At 55.3% G+C, this 17112-nt stretch carries 14 protein-coding genes and 5 pseudogenes; 4 read left to right on the top strand and 15 right to left on the bottom strand.

Translation table 11 applies throughout. The annotated features are described in order from the left end of the window. Nucleotides 1-91 precede the first annotated feature (91 nt). Nucleotides 92-1453 (top strand): hypothetical protein, encoded by a 1362-nt coding sequence (locus AC6I65_RS12490; RefSeq protein ID WP_497903213.1) that lies wholly within the window; start codon nucleotides 92-94, stop codon nucleotides 1451-1453. Nucleotides 1454-1572: 119 nt separating this feature from the next. Here AC6I65_RS12490 and AC6I65_RS12485 read toward each other — a convergent pair. Continuing rightward, nucleotides 1573-2491, bottom strand: a pseudogene (locus AC6I65_RS12485) (transcription initiation factor IIB). A 258-nt stretch (nucleotides 2492-2749) separates the two neighbouring features. Here AC6I65_RS12485 and AC6I65_RS12480 point away from each other — a divergent pair. After that, entirely contained in the window at nucleotides 2750-4435 is a 1686-nt protein-coding gene (locus AC6I65_RS12480; RefSeq protein WP_497903212.1) for a DUF262 domain-containing protein, read from the top strand. A gap of 54 nt (nucleotides 4436-4489) precedes the next feature. On the opposite strand, the pseudogene AC6I65_RS12475 reads toward AC6I65_RS12480, so the two are convergent. The 3 genes and pseudogenes from AC6I65_RS12475 to AC6I65_RS12465 all read right to left on the bottom strand — a co-directional run. Next, nucleotides 4490-4687 (bottom strand): annotated as a pseudogene (locus AC6I65_RS12475) (TFIIB-type zinc ribbon-containing protein); the annotation flags it as partial. Between the two features lie 218 nt (nucleotides 4688-4905). Further along, nucleotides 4906-5013, bottom strand: a pseudogene (locus tag AC6I65_RS12470) (DNA-binding protein); the annotation flags it as partial. Nucleotides 5014-5053: 40 nt separating this feature from the next. Then, a complete protein-coding gene (locus tag AC6I65_RS12465) occupies nucleotides 5054-5581 on the bottom strand; it encodes a RidA family protein (protein WP_497903211.1) in 528 nt (175 codons plus the stop codon). 693 nt (nucleotides 5582-6274) lie between these two features. Here AC6I65_RS12465 and AC6I65_RS12460 point away from each other — a divergent pair. Further along, entirely contained in the window at nucleotides 6275-6757 is a 483-nt protein-coding gene (locus tag AC6I65_RS12460) for a hypothetical protein (protein ID WP_497903210.1), read from the top strand. Nucleotides 6758-6924: 167 nt separating this feature from the next. Here the strand turns inward: AC6I65_RS12460 and AC6I65_RS12455 are convergent. Continuing rightward, a pseudogene (locus tag AC6I65_RS12455) lies at nucleotides 6925-7101 on the bottom strand (DNA-binding protein); the annotation flags it as partial. A gap of 333 nt (nucleotides 7102-7434) precedes the next feature. Continuing rightward, nucleotides 7435-8430: an HNH endonuclease gene (locus tag AC6I65_RS12450; protein ID WP_497903209.1), complete on the bottom strand. Its 996-nt coding sequence runs from the start codon at nucleotides 8428-8430 to the stop codon at nucleotides 7435-7437. Nucleotides 8431-8717: 287 nt separating this feature from the next. Between AC6I65_RS12450 and AC6I65_RS12445 the strand changes: the two genes are divergently transcribed. Beyond that, nucleotides 8718-8858, top strand: coding sequence for a hypothetical protein (locus AC6I65_RS12445; protein ID WP_497903208.1), 141 nt, complete (start codon nucleotides 8718-8720; stop codon nucleotides 8856-8858). A gap of 1660 nt (nucleotides 8859-10518) precedes the next feature. Here the strand turns inward: AC6I65_RS12445 and AC6I65_RS12440 are convergent. The 9 genes and pseudogenes from AC6I65_RS12440 to AC6I65_RS12400 form a co-directional block, all read right to left on the bottom strand. Next, nucleotides 10519-10926 (bottom strand): hypothetical protein, encoded by a 408-nt coding sequence (locus AC6I65_RS12440; RefSeq protein ID WP_497903351.1) that lies wholly within the window; start codon nucleotides 10924-10926, stop codon nucleotides 10519-10521. 435 nt (nucleotides 10927-11361) lie between these two features. Further along, on the bottom strand, nucleotides 11362-12342 hold the full coding sequence (locus AC6I65_RS12435; RefSeq protein WP_497903350.1) for a homing endonuclease associated repeat-containing protein: 981 nt from the start codon (nucleotides 12340-12342) through the stop codon (nucleotides 11362-11364). A gap of 223 nt (nucleotides 12343-12565) precedes the next feature. Continuing rightward, nucleotides 12566-13462, bottom strand: a complete 897-nt coding sequence (locus tag AC6I65_RS12430) for a DNA-binding protein (protein ID WP_497903349.1) — start codon at nucleotides 13460-13462, stop codon at nucleotides 12566-12568. 925 nt (nucleotides 13463-14387) lie between these two features. Further along, on the bottom strand, nucleotides 14388-14555 hold the full coding sequence (locus tag AC6I65_RS12425) for a hypothetical protein (protein ID WP_497903348.1): 168 nt from the start codon (nucleotides 14553-14555) through the stop codon (nucleotides 14388-14390). Continuing rightward, nucleotides 14555-14785, bottom strand: coding sequence for a DUF8150 family protein (locus AC6I65_RS12420; protein ID WP_497903347.1), 231 nt, complete (start codon nucleotides 14783-14785; stop codon nucleotides 14555-14557). The genes AC6I65_RS12425 and AC6I65_RS12420 overlap by 1 nt, the downstream gene beginning before the upstream one ends. Next, nucleotides 14763-15374, bottom strand: coding sequence for a hypothetical protein (locus AC6I65_RS12415; protein ID WP_497903346.1), 612 nt, complete (start codon nucleotides 15372-15374; stop codon nucleotides 14763-14765). Before AC6I65_RS12415 ends, AC6I65_RS12420 begins: the two co-directional genes overlap by 23 nt. Before the next feature lie 69 nt (nucleotides 15375-15443). Continuing rightward, nucleotides 15444-16022, bottom strand: a complete 579-nt coding sequence (locus AC6I65_RS12410) for a DUF7437 domain-containing protein (protein ID WP_497903345.1) — start codon at nucleotides 16020-16022, stop codon at nucleotides 15444-15446. Between the two features lie 51 nt (nucleotides 16023-16073). Next, nucleotides 16074-16410 (bottom strand): annotated as a pseudogene (locus tag AC6I65_RS12405) (DUF7558 family protein). Next, nucleotides 16410-16700: a DUF8069 family protein gene (locus tag AC6I65_RS12400; protein ID WP_497903344.1), complete on the bottom strand. Its 291-nt coding sequence runs from the start codon at nucleotides 16698-16700 to the stop codon at nucleotides 16410-16412. The pseudogene AC6I65_RS12405 and the gene AC6I65_RS12400 overlap by 1 nt, the downstream one beginning before the upstream one ends. Between the last annotated feature and the right edge of the window lie 412 nt (nucleotides 16701-17112).

Genomic DNA, 17112 nt, shown 5'->3' with positions numbered 1-17112 from the left:
ACTCCATTTGTAACGTTTTCCGCGACATTCTTCAAATCACAACCGTAAGCCAAGCCAACACCTTTTTCCATCGGTTACGCTTCGGACGTGTATGACGTGTCATTCCCTCGGACCTCGACGAGTAGCGTTATTGGAGGCGTGGGCCGATCATGTCCAGAGCGCAAATTCCGGACCGGGATTCGATCTCACCGACGAGAACCGGACACGACGTACCCAAGAGCGCGTCGAATCCTTCCTGAACGATCCGACCGAGGACCGATTTCGCGAACTCTGGTCGTACGAGACGCTCGCCGACGCTGTCGTGGGCGGTCCCGATCTCGTACTGAACCAATGTGACGATGTCGAACGCATCGCGGAAACGATCGAGGAGATCCGAGCTGCGACAGGCTACGATCCGGCTTGGGAGTCCACTTTCCCTATCGACACCGCAGTTTGGGAGCTGTACGGCCGCTTGCACCCCGAAATGGCGCCCATTCTGTACAGCGAGTGTACTCGCGGTCTGAAGGACCTGGGATTCTCGAGCCCGAGCTCGTACGCAGAAGGCGGAGATACCTGGCGAGAATTCGAACGCACGTACGACGAGTACGTCGGCCACGCCACACTGGGAACCGACCACGAGGTACCCCGCAACCACGAGATGAGCGAATTCTTGGGGTTCGTCGCGACGCAGGACGACGAGGTGATCGAAGAGACGCTCCTCAACGACGAGTATCGACCGATCCGAGGCTGGTGGGACGCGTGGCCCGTCGAATCCGGCATCTCACTCTCGGGGTACGAGTCCCACGTCGAGGACTACGCCGAGGCGAAGGAGAAAGACGGCCTCGAGCGGGGCGGACCGGATGACTTGTGGAACAAAGGTCACGTCGAGGTGTGGAAGGACGAGTACCGAGAGCACGTCGAGACGGTTGTCAAGCCGAAATACGAACTAACCGCGATCGAGCCCGATGAGATCGAGCCGTTACTAGACGACCTGACGGAGTCGATGTCGGCGTCGAGTCCCGTTCCAGCCTACATGCTCGGCGGGCGCCAAGGTGGCATCCTCTGGAGTGGGTTCAAGGATCGATCGCTCGAAGATCCCGAGGAGGCCGCTGCAGTGCTGTCGTACCTGTTCGACGACGGGGACCACGTCAGCCTGCGACTGGACCGGTTCGCCACCTTCTATGGCCATCTGGACGACGGCGGCGGCCAGCTACTGAGCCTCGCGACGATCCTGCTCACCTTCGTCTACCCGCGCGAGTACGTCCTTTACCGGTGGAGGTTGATGTCCACGTTCTTCGGCGACTTCGCGGACTACAAGGTACAAACTAAGTTCAACACCACTCAGTACTGGAAGCTCAACGTCGCGTGTAAGCGCCAGCTCCTCGCCGAGCTGGATCACCACCTCGACGACGCCACTATGCTCGATGTCCACACAGTTATGTACGTGTACCACAGGAAGTACGCTGATGATTAGATGTGGAATCTTGTCAGTTGAGCACTGCCGACGAGTAGAGCGATATCAACCGTTCAATCCACGTGATCCGAAATGAGACCCCACACTCAGTACAGACTGAACATTTCGAGTTAGACCCTTCAGAGGGCCAGTTCAGCGAGTACGTCCTGATGCGACCGGATGGTCGGAGTGGTGACGTTCGCGGCCTCCGCGACCTCCGTCTGCGTCAACCACCGGCCTTCGTCGCGCCCGGCGTTGTAGAGACAGGCCGCTGCAAATCCTGATGGCCGGACGCCCGTTGTGACACTTGTTGATTCAGTTTCTTGGGCCAACCGTCAAGCTCGCTGCCGAATCGAGTCAGAGACGTCGAGTTCCCAAGTAAGTCGGGGAACGAATTCACTCGGACGAACGGGCTGGGCCGGGAGTCCGAGTTCTCTGTTTAGCGTCTTGTAGGCACTCTTGACTCTCGAATGTTCGACTCGTGCCGCATCGGCGATGTCCTCGGGCGTTCGTGAGAGACCGTTACAGCGGCAGGCTCCGTAGACGCTCGCTGCCGCCATCGCCTCGATCGATCGGCCTCGAAGCAGGTCTTCGTTCTGTACACTCCGGAACAGCTGACACGCCTGGTCGCGAACCGACTCTACAAACTCGAGAACGCTCGCGATTCTTCGGACCTCGCCCAGGCTCTGTGCGAGATTTCGCTTGGCTTGCGACTGGAACAGCCCACGAGACTGCTCACGGCGCATTCGGGCTAGCCGCTGGTGGTTTTGCCCAGAGAGCTCGTTCCCGTTCGCATCGGTCCTCCGACCGATCTCCGTCGACAACCCTCGGTCGTGACGTGCCGCAGTCAGTGGAGCCCCGTCCGCTTTCGCTGGTCCTGATCGTGAGGTCTCCATTCCGGACCGTGATCGATCCGATGTTCGTCGATAACGAGCCCACAGACCTCACAGATAGTTTCACGCTGTTCGTTCTCACCTGGCCCTTACACTCGGGACACGGTGTGTTGTCGTTCGATACGTCTTCGTCGAAGTCAGTGTCGTAGATGTGTCTCGTCGCCATCGGTAGTTTGCAAGATGCCTCGGTTTGCACCCTGCACCCCTCACAGGGGGAATAAACACCCGCAGACTGGCTGGTGTGGATCGATCGATGCGTTGAATCTTCGACGACACCTACACCGCACTCCTCAAATGCGATTCGGGAATTCAATCCCGAGCAGTTAACGTCGATATAGGGAATTCTGAGCTTTCAGCAGGTCGGAATTAGTGTTGAGAATTTTGTGGAAATGACTAAAGGACTGTAGTTTGATTCAGTCGTATAATGCAGCATAGTTTCAATCCGGATCCGGTGAAGTGCCGAGACTTGTTCGATGGGGAGGACGATCTTTATCAGATTCCTCGGTACCAGCGGCCGTATAGCTGGGAGAGATCGCATATTGAGCAGTTGGTCGATGACCTCTACGAATCGTGGAATGAGGACCGTGACAGCCCCTATTATCTCGGCTCTGTCATCTTGGTGAAGGAGGATAGTGATTCACGTTATGATATACTGGATGGACAGCAGAGGATGACCTCTCTCATAATTCTCTATGCGATTTTCAACGACCATTTCTACGACCACTTGAGCGATAGGAACAAGAGACGGGTCAGGGGAAGAGTCCACGAACAGGCGTTGGAGAAACCGCGGTTGAGAACCAGTAAGCAAACTGATCTCGAACAGTCAGTACTCAAATCGATTGACTTGGATGAGAAAAACAGGTACACCGAGGCTGCCGAAACCCTCATAGATTGTCTGGATGACAAAATTGGAGACAGACACGAAAATCTCGACGACTTCTTCGAGTTCATCGATCAGAATATCGAACTGATTAGAATCATCAGCGATGATCTCGCACATGCTGTCAGGCTTTTCCAGACCATCAATACTCGTGGGAAGGATTTGACGGTCTCTGATCTCACCAAGAGCTATCTGCTTAGCAATCTGGAGGATGACGAAGACAAGGACGATGTAATCGATGTCTGGAAGGAAATCACTACGAAGGTCGATGATGACTATGATACCTTGGACAGCATCCTTGGGATGTATCGGCTGTATCTCCAGCAGTCTAAGGCACAGGAAACGAGGTATCAGGAGCTGAAATCCGAGTTTGAAGGGCAGAATCCTAAGAAGATTGTCAATGACATCCGGGACTTCGTGGACAACTACAACCAGATCGAAAACTCAGGTTCGAAAGAGATCTTCGTCCTGGAAAATCTGTCACATACTCTGTATTGGAAGACGATCCTTATTGCCGCTAAGAAGGACGGTATTGATTACTTCGACGAGTTGCGTGATGAGCTAATCGGGTTCTACTATTCGTACTGGATCGGAGACTATACCAGTGAGAAAATCAAGATACCCTCGATCAATATCTTGACTCTGCTTCGCGACGAGGCCAGTTTGGAGGAGATCCAGGAGTATATCGAGAGTAAGAGAAAACGTGATAATATACCGGAACGGGTTCGAGACGGCCTGTATTCTGATAATGTATATGGAGACGAGAAGTGGCACAAGAGCCTGCTGATTGCTATTGAATACAGTCTAAGTGACTCGCAGAAGGTTGAGCAGATTGAGAAGAGAGGCGGTGGAATGCACATAGAACACGTGCTTCCCAAGTCGTACGGTTCTGCGATGGAAAAATACGATTACTGGAAAGACAATTTCAGTAGAGAGGAGGCAAGTCAGCTGAGAAACACGCTTGGAAATTTGATTCCTCTACAGTACGATCTCAACGCAAAGGCGGCTCAGAAGCCATTCGGTGAGAAAGCTGCTATCTATCAGGGGGAGCGGGGGAAACCGCGTTCAAGTTTCGACCTGGCACTGCGAGTAGCTCGCGGAGACTATGGTGATTGGTCTCCAGAAGCGATCGAGACACACCGCGATTACTTGATTGAGGAGTCTGCTTATCTGTTGAACCTGCCTACCGATTCGATCCTTATCGAGGGAGATTCAGAGGGATCAGAGTAGGCGTCCACTCAACTTTCGTCTCTACGAGAAAACGCGAAGACGCGAATCGAATTAGCGATCGTCCTCGTCGTATGCTCGCCATTCGGGACCGTGGCTGATCCGTTGCTCGTCGGTGACGAGTCCACAGTCCTCACAGACAGTTTCGATAGCGTTTGTGGTGACCCGACCATTGCACTCGGGGCACTGATTCGATTCGGTCTCAGTCTGGACGTCTTCGTCGAACGCCGTCGCGTAACTCTCTCTGATTGCCACGATGCTCACGAGGGGACGATGCGTTGCTCGGGACGCCCCTCAGCCACTCTGGGGCGAACAAACACCACACGATACGGCGGTAGCATGGACCTATGGGGTGGCGAAAGCCCGGCAGCACAACGGCCATTGGCCGTGAGCAGCCCGGACCGTGGAGGTGGTGGGAGGTGGCGGTGACCGCTACACGTCAGCAAAAAAGGGGCGTCGCCCCGGCTTTTCCCACCACCGACTGCACTCATCAGGTCGTTCCCACCGACGACGGCCTCGGCCAGCCGCCGGCTGATCGCCGCTCGCGACTAGCCATCCTGCTTTTCGGCCAGCCGCATCGACATCAGCTCTCGACTTCAAAAGCGAGTAACTATCTCTAATTTAGTCCTCAACCGGAACTTCGACCTCGAGTTCGACGAGTAACCCGTCCTGCGCGAGCTGCTGTGGTCCGAGGAGCGTGAGACACGGATACGGTGGATCGGCGAATACGTCGTTCCACACTTCGAAGAACGCGTCCCGGTTCGTTTGTAGCTCGACGACGTGTGCGGTCACTTTCGTCACGTCAGTCAACGATCGATCGATGTCTTCGAGGAGTATCTCGACGTTCTCGAAGGCCTCGAGCGTCTGGCTCGTAATATCTTCCCCCGCGAGTTCGAATTCCTCGTTCCAACCGACTTGCCCGGACATAAAGAGGGTGCCGTCTACGACGATGCCGTGACTGTAGCCGATGCTCGAGGCGTCGATGAGCCCGTCTGGAGCGATCTGTTTCCGTGCCATGACATGGCAGACAGTGTGGAACTCGAAGTATATGCCGATCGATGTATCGTCGATCGGTTCGGAAACGTAGGGCGCGTTGACGTCAGCGCTCGCGGGCGTGATGTACTCCGCTCTGGTGTTGCGGTTGATCACCAGGACTTCGTTGGTCTTGAGCCGTGAGTTCGGAAGGGTGAGAGAATGGTCCAAGGTGGTGGTGGTAGTGGTGTCCCTCAGGCTTGTCTGGGAAGGTTGGACCTGTTTCAGTCTTTTCTTGTCGATGTAATGAAGAGATCGGTTCCCCCAGTATGTCGTGTTCGTAAGCGTCCGTGGCGTCGGCTTTAAGATTCGTGAACGCTGTCCGGAACCCGTCGGGACGGGCGTTGCGTCGGGAGTCCTCCGGTGAGAGGTGGCGGTTCAGGACACAGGCGGCGTCCTAGGACGTCTTGACGAGAGTGTAAGTCGTTGCGACAACCCCGACAGTCGGCCGGAGTCCGAGAGAGGACGCGCCGGCGGGTTTCGTTGTAGGTAAATTAATCGGGTTCCGAGCGGACGTCGATCACAACGCCGAACTTGCGAGCGTCCTCGTGGCCTTTCTTGGGTGATTCGAGACGGTCACAAAGCGGGTCCTCTAGTTTGTGAACGGCGGTTCGATACCATCGGTGTCGCCGAAGTGCGGGAGAAGACCGCTGCCCGTCAGCGGGTCCTAAAAACCAAACCGTGTCGCAAGTGTTCAGAGAACGGTAGAGAGAATAAGACCCTTCAGTTATTTCTGTCTTGTATTGAGTTGGAGAGTGCTCAGAGAGCGTTTGGTTTATAGCATTTTAGATTGATTGTCAGTTTGTTCGTATGACAAACGTGTTTTTAGCACCGTGTGACTCGCCGAACTTCGACGACACTGTAAAGTCCACCGTCGATCTCAACGAGTATCCAGATCACCCAGAAGCATTGAACGGGATGGAAGAGGTACGGTTCTGGGGAGCGCGTACAGGAGCACGAAATGAAGGAAACTTCGAGAAAATGCAAAGCGGAGATCTCGTACTATTCTACCAGGAAGGGAACTATGTGGGTACAGCATGGGTTGAATCCAAATTCGAGGATGAAGAGGGCTGGGCTAGCACCACATTTTGGCGAGGTGGCGAATCAAACCTAGTCTATACATTGGCGGATTTCGAGTCAATAGCTATTCCTCGAGAGAAAGTAAATGCGCTTTTCAACTACACAGCCGGGTACTACCCGCAGGGACTGATGCGTGTAAGTGACGACAACGTGAACAAGCGACCGGCGTCGATCAAGTTAGCACTGGAACGCTATAGTGAGAAAAACAACTAATAATTCACTCACTTCGTGGTTAGAGACACGGAATCGGGTTTCCTGCTAGAGAACGAACCAGCGAAAGCCCGGCAGCGTAACGGCCTATGGCTGTGAGCAGCTCGAAACGTGGAGGTGGGGTGGGTAGTAGGTGATCGGGCACCAGCAACAAAGAGTCCGCTACTGGCCTACTCCCACCAGGGTTCGTGCTCTGGGAACACGATTTCCGACCAGTGAGTCAGCGCAATCGAACATCGTCCATTGTACCAGCTCTTCGCCGCCGCCCTGAATCGTACTCGCTCACCCTCACGGACCATCGTTTGTCTGGATCGCGCCCAAATCGTGGACTTCGTTCGACCAGTCTCGAACGGAGTCGTATGGTAATAGCACGATGCGTCTCCTGTGGCAACAAGTTTGGACACTACCGCTGTTCCAGCTGCAGTGGCAATGTGTGCGGTGGGTGTGTTACTCGGGAAAAGTTTCGGGCAAGAATTTGTTGCGTAACCTCTGTAAGGGCTGTGCTGGCGGAGCTCACGGAGGGACCGCCTTCGCTCTATTAAGGAATGATCACACTGTTTCTACGGGAGAGCGATGAAGAAATGTAAAACCTGGACTGTGGTTGATGCGTGATCTTAGCGACCGGATACGGTACGTAGTCCCAGTATCAACATGAAATTTGGTGAAGTTCCACACAGATCTCAGTGGTCAATACCGACATCGGATAAGCTGTCTTCAAGCATTTTCCTGATATCTTGATTCATTTTCTCTCCGTGGTTGCTGTGATGGATTTCCTTGTGACAAGTCGGACAGACCGCTATCACTTTATCAGGATGATCGGAGCCACCCTCACCAAGTTCATCCACATGGTGGACCTCAAGATACGGTTCTCCGTCAGGTGTTTCGAACGGAGCCGGTTCACCGCAATACTCACAGTCGCCAGCCGCCCGGGCTTTCGCGTATACCTTGATGGCTGGCGCCCGACTATACCGTGATCCGACTGTCATCGACGTATCCCTCACAGGATCCTCGTCTGCAGCCTCCTCAGCCTTCTTCCGCAACTCCTTCAACTCAGGCGAATTACTGGGAACGGACTCTGTATCTTGGTCGGAAGCCTCAGTCTCTTGACCCTCTAACTTTCGTTGTGTGATTCGAGAATCAGATTCCGGAGCCATCTCCTCATCTTCGTCCTTCAATTCAGCAAGAACACTCTGATCAGCATCTCTAACGTCTGCAAGCCAGTCCTCGTAACCATCATCTCTCGCTTCCTCTGATATACACACACCACGCTGATGATCAACCATCATTACTGTCACTTCTTCTCCGACGAACTCATCTTTGACAGGTCCAATATTGATTCGATGTCTTCCTACCTGAATACTCCCCTTCCCACTATTGCTGACCTTGTCAATTATATCAGAAAAATGCCCTCCGGGACTTGGGACGTACATTGGATCCACGGAAGGCGGATATTTTGCTGGAGTCCTCCGATATTCCAGATCTAGACATTTAGCAAAGGTATCATCAATCATTTTTGCCCGGATAGTCTCACCTTCCGCGCTTTCCACCATCGGCCCAAGATTTATCGTACGATTGTCGATACACGCCACCCCATCCATCACCCTGTTCAAATAACTGACTGTAACTTCAAATTCTGCCCCTGGGGGTGGTACTTCCTTTAGCTCATCTTCGCTCATCCCGCTTTGACACCCCATTGACTATTGAATCAGCTGCTATTCAAGATTCAGGCTCGCAAACGCCATAATATTTTCCTCCTATTATATTTCCAGAATATGGATGGCATACTCTGAGATGCCTGAGAACGGCAATATAGTCTGTGAGGGGTAGTCTGAAGGATCTCGCCTTTCTCCACCTGCTCTTCGAGGATCTTGGTTCATTCCTCGAGAACGATATGTTTGACCCGTTTCCGTGGGATACCCGGTTTTCGTTCAAAGAATACGATTTTCAGGGGAGAGGCGAGCAAATGGCGTGGTTGAGTGAGGAGGACGGCCGTCTCGAGCAGTATCAACCAGAACAAATCGAGACAGGGGAGCAGATTCCGATCGATCATTGGCGAGAGCGGCCGGACGTCGACGGGCAGACTGAGTGGGGTGACTGGCTATGAACCGTGGCCGATCATGGAACAGCGGTACTACTATTTTTTAAGCCGCTGATGGGGACTGAGAAGGTCAGGACGTAGACAACCTTTTTCCGGGAGAACGGAGAATCGATTAAAACGACGACATAGCCGAGATTCTTCCGTTTAAGTACAAAATCCGGCTTGATTTCGAGGGGTGATCAGAATAGTGATATATCTCCGGACACCCCCTCTTTGGTACCCCTCCAATTGGCGCGCGAGTCGCCCGCGTACGCGCGCGCCAGCTGCGAAACGCGCGGACGATTGGGACCCTCAACAGAACACATTCAATTTATATTCTTTCAAATAGCTTCTGTGCATTTGCGGTTCAGGCGTTCTATCGTGGGTTTACGGAGTCTTAACTGTGTTACCAACCATTGGTGAAATGGAGACATGTCCACAACTCCATCACCCAAAAACGGCTGCACAGACATCGAGAACGTCACGATCAAAAACACCGGGACATGGTGGGAAGGCGTCGTCCACGATCATGATCCGGACACGTACGCACGTCGGGTCAGGCTCGTTCGGCGAACCTGTGACTCCCATGATTCCCAGTGGCGGAACGTTCACTCGTGGCGGATTCGTCCCGAGTACTGGCAGGAGGAACGACGGGCCGTCGCTCGGTTTGAGCGCGGTGCAGGACAGACCAACCCGCCGCCGACACCGGTTCATCCTCGGTACACGGTCACCCGATATCTCGAGGTGCGGAAGGATACAGATCGATGGGTTGCCGTGGTTGAACTTGATCGCCCGGATTGTCCCTCGTGCACGCGCCTGTATCACTGGCGAATGCCGGACGAATCCACCTGCCAAAAGTGGACGGTGGGAACGCACTGGCACGATGCCAAGAACCTGGCTACGCGGGAACTGTCGAAGATCCTCTAGCTAGGTTTGCGGCCAGCTGAACGTGATTGCACCGGAAGCAGAGATACATCGCCACCGACCACACCATGACGTACACACTGGATTTTACCCGATCCGCGACCGCAGCAGTACAGGCACTGGAACAGCGAGAACAGGAATACCTTCGGAACAAGCTGGTAGAGATCGCAACGTCTGAGTTCCGGCATCCGCGGCAATGGGATTTCAAGCCGTTACCGGGCCAGGTAGATGGTCGGTTTCGCGTCGGTCATCTCCGTGTGTTTGCCGTGATCGATGATCGGTCCGGCGTGATTTGCGTCCAGGATGTAGGCCGTCGGGAGAATCTGTACGCGTAGCTGTCGTCTCTCCCTCTATTTTTGGAGCACGTCACGTGCGTCCTCGCCGACTCCTGGTCCAGAGAAATGAAACAGGTGCGCTGATGTCCTCCGCCAAGTCCTGCATCAGACTTAACCAACAAATTTGGCATCTACGTTCCTTGTTGGTTAAGGTATTGTTCTGCTGAGTATCTCAGCGAGGAGTTGGTCCGTGACGAGGCAACTGACATCCCTGGCACTCCCACACCGGCTGGCCAGATTACGTCTCATCTGGGAGAGACTCGAACTCCTGGAACAGATGCATTCCGAAGGATAACAAGAGGTTCAATATCCAATAAGAGTCACTCCGAATGGAAGATCCATTTGTGATGATTCAGCCAGCGCTTTAATGGATATCTCGGCACGATTGAAGTGATATGCAGTCCGGTTGTTGCCGTGCTTGTACTCATTTAGTACAGCGATGATGAGACAGTTGATATCCTCCATGGCCATCGTTCGAACCAGATTTCGATAGACTGCATTAGATTCTCCTCCTCTTCCCCCTCAACTTCCAAGACGCACCTCTTTCCTTTATGAAAACCATCGACTTCGGCAGCTTTCTTCGGCTCTCCATGTTTACCTTTGAGAATTGCTCGATAGATTCTGCCCTGTTCTCCTCCTTCTACCTGAAAGCCCAGTTTTTCCAATCCCGGCCGGACCATCTCAAGTACCTCATTACTCTTTGGCCGGTCCTCCTGTGACAACTCTATTGTCGAGAGGTTCGATTCATATTGTCTGAAAATATCCGCTACATCTTTAGCGATTCTTGGTATCTCCTCAGAACCAGGATAATACTCGATTTGAATACTTGAGGTCACTTCATCACTATTCATCCTCACTTAGCAAAAATATGCCCTCAGCTATCGGTCAGTGATTTGTATGGGCATAGATAGCACTGTTTTCATGACGTCGACTCACATTTGTGTTGTTGAATCTGCTCTGACAATCCGACTTTCCCACAGATCGGGCACTCCTGTAACGGCGTTAGCGGCAGGTCGTCCCAGACGTCCAATGCGGCCGTCAACTGTGCCTCGACGACGGGAGAGGTGGTCGCTCGTTTCGCCTCTTAAAGGTGGATTCGGAGTCGCTCACGGGTTGTAAGAGTAGTTTCCTTGGACATACTTCGTTGAGGACACGCTATCGCTATGCCCTCCACTCCTCGAGGGGCAGAAAAACCCATTTCCCATGGTGATGTTGAACCACCGACGTTCACCAGTAGGCCCCTCGCGAACGCCGGAACTGATTTACTCATTTTAGTCCCGAGGCGATCGGTTTGTATCTGGTCTAAGTGGGGCAGCTCGTTCCCACAGGCGATGATGCTGAACGCACACCGTCACGAGATTCTCAAGCCGATTGGCCCGCTCGAAGTCCACATCGTCGTCCCTGTCCTCGAATGAACTGAGCGGCTGGATATGGTGACCGTGCAGTCCCCTCCCGAACGCCCCCCGATGGGCAGTATGTGACCAGTCACACCCCGGCGTTTGACATACGTAGCTGTCTCGCTCAAGCGCCTTCGCCCGCTGTGCCTTCCAGTTCGGCCCGTAGTATCGTCGCTCATCCTTTGAGTCCGCTTTCCAGTTGCCGTTGGCAGGTCCTGATGGACGACCAACTGGCTCGTGGCCAACAGATCGAACTGCGGCCTGCCAGCCGTCCCATCGATCAAAATAGCACCGACAAGAAAAACGACCGTACTCATCCATATCGGTCGCTGTTGGGACCTTCCCCAGTGCCTCGACGAGCGTCCGGATTTCATCGAGGGGACCATCGTCGGGGATTCGATGTTCGCACTGCGGCTCAAACCCAGCAGCTGCTAGTGCCTCATTCCAACTCCCAAACAAATTTTGCGCAAGGCTAACGGAGAAATCCCCTCGTTCACGGTACTCTGGCGATGTCGGTGGACGTCCAAGTTTTGTTGCGATTGTTCTGATGTCCTCTTTGACTTCCGATGACGGAATGTCGTATCTGATGTTCGGTGATAATCCAATTTCTTGTAGTGCATCTCCCCACGTACCGAACCGTTGCCTTATACAAGCCGCAGAATACGCACCCTGTTCGTCCATCATCTTCATTGTCGGTGCCCGCCCTGAGACATTCGCCAACCGTCGGAGTTCAGCTAGTAATTCTTCGCGGCTGATCTTGAGCTGATGCGCTCGTTTGTGACCGCCCTTTGCTCCTGGTGTTTTGAAGTCGGCTCCACAGATCTCACAGATATACAATCGTTTCTCTGATTCCATCGAAGATCAGGACACCGACGAAAGGTCAACGCCTCACCGCTTCAGGCGCGGAAAAACTCCCTCTCGTCGACCTTTCGACAGGGGCCTCCGCGAGTTCTTGACCTGTGTAACAATGGTCGTGGCTGCACGCGCAGCGACCAGCGGGAGCGAGCACGGAGCGGAGGGTAGGGTGGTGGGGTCTGGGTCGGTCCGGCACGTAGCAAAAAAGAGCTGTTGCGACCGGTTACTCCCACCACCGACCGCGCTCTGGGAAATGCACGGTGCTCCACCCGGTCAGGGCCACGGAGACGCGCCCGTTGTACCAGTTCTTCGCCGCGCCGTGGATGCGAACGCGCTCGCCTTCTTCGATCCAGGGTTGGTCGCTCGCAACCCACGACGTCAGCTTCGTACGCCCGCTCTCGTCTTCGATGAGACCCACCTGGGAAATGGCTGCACTCGATGGCTCCCACAGCTGCGTCACCGTCCCTTCGATACTCACCTCTTTGCGACCGACCTCCTCGAGTTTCCCGATTGGGACCACCTGTCCCGGCGCCGTCTCCAGCTCCTCGAACACGCTGACGACTGCGCTCATCAGGTCGTTCCCACCGACGACGGCCTCGGCCAACCGCCGCCCGATCGCCGCTCGAGACCAGCCGTCCAGCTTCTCGGCCAGCCGTATCGACTGTCTGTTCACCGCCGCCAGCTGCTCCTGGGTGAGCTCTGCACGGGGATCCTCTCGCTCCGGATCTGCCAGCGGATCTACGCTCGCCGCCCGCTTCTGGAACGCAGCACGCCGCTCAGCGCTCCGCTTCGCCGCAATGTCTCGCGTGCGCTGCTCGCGACCGTCCTGCGTTCCAAGATTGGCTTGGGCACTGATGCGCTCCAGTTCGGCTTCCCGCGCCTGAATGCGCTCTTCCTGTTCGAGGGTCACACCTCGAATCCGTTCGTCACTGGTGTCGACCATCCCGTCCGGGTGGTTGGCATCGACCTTCGCCTGCACCTCCATCTGCACCGTCACCTGGAATTTCGGCGTCTCGTCGACGACCTCGAAGCCGTCCTCATCGACCTTCGTTTCGTCCGCTTTTTCGAATGCCTGTTCATCGACCGAAACTACATTACTGGTAACGTTCTTACTTGACATTGGAATCACTCACAGGTGATTTCCGACGAAGGCGCTCACGCGCCGCCACCGCGATGCTGCTATATCGCGTTTTTCCGACGACACCGACCGACAGAACCATCTGCGCGCTCTCGCTCGCGCCTTCGCGAGCGTCCCCTGGGGCGCGAGCGAGAGCGGGCCAAGGGAGGCCACCCAACCAGCACCGCGCGCCGGCCCGTCCGGAGCGAGCGGCCAGCTGTAAGCCGTTTCTCGTGTCCGGCCCGGACGGCGGGTCCGTGTCCAGGGCGACGGTCGTGAGCACGGCGAGTCGTAGGGTGACTCGCCGCGCGGAACGGCCCAAAGCGCTGGAACGCGAAAGCCCGCGAGGGGCGCAACCGAAAACGCGCTTAATGCTGGCGTCGAGACCAGATTCATTTTAGCCCGGCAGCCCGCCCGCTACCGCAGGCAGGCAGCCCGGAATGTTCGGTCGCGAGCGACGCGGAGGGCGGCACGCGGCGAGCGGGGCGGGCCGTTCTGTACCACTGGTCGATCGGCTTCATCACTCAGCGAACCAATCACCGTCCTGGTGGACTCAGAAAGGGCGAGGCCGGCTCGGTCGTCCCCCGACCCCGTAAGCACCGCAAGAATGAGGCGCGCAGCGTGGGTTGCGGGATGCCGAGCGGCCGAGGGCTTTCATGAGGAACTCGAGTACTCAACAGCTGAACTACAGGAGATTGTGAACCGTCTCAAAGAGAAAGACGCTGTCAAAGAAACTAATGATCGCATTGAGCGTCTTTCGACAACGGTCTGACGGCAGGGAGTACAGGAGTCTATGAGTAACGCCTACGAGATGTCACTGGATTCTGAAGACCCACAGATATGTATCGAGGACTTTAGACTCCAACCCGTACACCCGCACGGATGTCTCCTCACGCCCCTTTTGACGACCTGATCGAGATTATTCGAATCACTCGTCCTCGAGTGCCGCGTAGATCTCGGCGTGGCGGCGTCCGTCGAGCTTCCCCATCTCGAGGGCGATCTGGTGGCGTTCCTCGTCGCTCTCGGCCACCTGATAGCGCTCGTACAGCTGGTGGACTTCGTCGTCGACTGACTCCGAATGAGTAGTGTCGGACATCACCGATCGCGCAACCGGTCTCGAGCGGCTGCAAACCGAACGGGATCCGTGTCGCCAGCAGCAGCCATCTCATTGGCTGACTGGAGCTGGGAGTCGATAAGCCGATTCTGCTGGCGTGACCACTCACGATCGTCGTGCGTCCGAACGTACTCGGCCCAGCGCTTGATCATCGCACGGCGTTGCTCCGTATTCCGGCGTTGATCGTCCTCAAACTCCTGTGAGTTCAGCATAGTAGTCTTCCACTCCAAGCTCTTTGACGTACGTTTCGAGTTGCTCCGTGTTAAATCGTTCCTCGAAAGTCAAGTACAGGTGAAGTGCATCTTCGAAATCCTTCCCGGTGAGGCTGTCTGCAGCTTGCGCGAGCCGGAGTTTGTATGCAATTTGGAGTTCGAGCGGACTGATCTCGATCTGCCCCTCGTCGAACGTAACCGTGAGAGGATTCGAGAGGGCCTCGCGCTCAACGTCGTTCGAGACGAACCACGTCTCGAAGTTCGGATACATCTCTCCGTCCTCGGCAATCCGGATTCGGCTGCCTTCGTTCAACATCGAATACATCTCATCGAGCGGCATCGCCATCCCCCAGTATCCCCTATCTTTGAGTTCAGCGACCAACTGCTCGGTCTCCGTTTTGGACAGCGACTCCAGAATGACGTCGATATCCTCTGTCGATCTCGATCGCCCAGTAAGGATCGCGACGTACCCACTGACGATGACGTAGTCAACCCCGCAGGCGTCGAGGATCCGTGTGAACGCGAGTACGTCTTTGTCGAGTTCTGAAAGTTCCCGTGAAACCGTGAGCGTGTCGTCACTGAGTTCCATCAGTCCCCTCCATGGAACACCGATAAACTAAGCGCTGCGTCACTTGTGTCCGTTCTTTTGTTACGATACTCATTCATTGCTCTCCTCTTCGGTACCGTGACGTACGTCCTCTCCGATATCGAAGTGCTCGTGGACAATGGGCCGAAGCGCCTGGAGGACAATCTCGGCCGCGAGCGGGGAGATATCGAGATCACGAGCCATCAGCCGGTGGGTGACCTCCCCCCGCTCTCGATCCACGGTGTAGATCAGTGCTGTCGCGAGGCCGGCGATTCCGTGCCGATCGATGTATGTATCGATGTCATCGTCGGCCGTGCGGCGTCCAACGGCATCGATGAGCGCTGGCGTGATCGTGTATTCTCGGGTCCCGTCGGCAGCGGTGACGGTCAGGTCGATGTCGCGAGCGACATATCTTCGTGGTTGCTCGTCAGTCGTCGCCTCGAGGACACCAGCATCGACCAACCGGTTCACGTAGGTGTATGCTGTTCCCTGCGCGAGGTCGAGAGTGTCCATCACCTCCTGGACGGTCACTTCCTCCTCGTGATCGATATACGCGTACAGTTGAGCGAGCTGTGGCTCCTCGAGAAGATCCGCGACTGAGAGGAAGTCGCGGATGACGTCGCCGTTGGCTCGGTGTGACGTACGTGACACGGCTTTGGCCTCGATTACAGTTTACAGCAAAGCAGTAAAGAGTGTTTGGGGTCACTCCGCCGGCGGCGTGACGAGGTGCTCCTCGAGGTCACGCGTCCAGTACGTCGCGGGGCCACCGGGGCTACAGCGAGCACACAGCTGTAACGGCCCTTCGAGATGCCCGAGTTCGACACGGAATCGTGTGAGTGCAGCGAGCGTGTCGACGACGAGCCCACAGCTATTACAGGCGTGGTGATCACGCTCGTCGAGATCGGGATGCTCCTGGACGGCACAGTCGACGCAGATCTAGTGGGTGACTCGCTCGTCTTCCCCCCCACGTGTACGCCGTGCCTGCCGCAGACCCGGGTACTGCCTCACAGAAGGTACACCCGGAGAGCGTCTGCTGCATCATTCTGCTGACTCGCAAGCGTTACGGGCCGCCGACCAGCCGCGATGGAAGATGACTAACTGCCGATTCGAGTCGAAGGCTTCGCCGCTTGGCTCGTGGACCAGCACTCGCTGTTCGGCGACTGCCGTCACGACACCGTCGTCGACGAGGTCACTGACGAGGTGTCGCGCCGTCGTCTCGTCGACGTCCGCTGTCGATACCCGGGCTGCATCCCGATCCTGTGCGAGAAGTTCGGTTTCGAATCGCTCGTGATCGTCTGATCTGTCGTCGAGGATGTCTGAATCAGTCATGGAAACTCACATCCTGGCACGCTCTCGAGCGTGCCTCGCGCCTCACGGCGCCGACAGACTCATCGTGGGGAACAGGTGAGGAGGGTGAATCAGGACTCTGAACTCGAGAGCTTAACCAACGGCTTGGGATCCTCACTCGGGACTTGTTGGTTAAACCAGTCACCCCGTCTGCAGAACTGCAGAAGAGGACACAAACCCCGAAATACAGGATTATTGAATTATCATCGAGTGATAAACTTGAACAGCTGTGCTGAATACAGAGAGTTAGTTCTGCAAACTACAGTCTATTCGCAATCAATCTCATCTTCTACATTCGTCTAGATCATCAGCTGCTTGCATCAAAGCCCGAGCAAATTGTCGTGTTTGTTCGGGGGTCATCCTGAGTTCAGCTTCTGCTTTTATATCTTCTGAT

This window comes from Natronosalvus sp. KLKA75 (genome assembly GCF_059736265.1).
The sequence above is the reverse complement of the archived record's forward strand: the minus strand, read 5'-3'. Positions and strand labels throughout refer to the sequence as shown.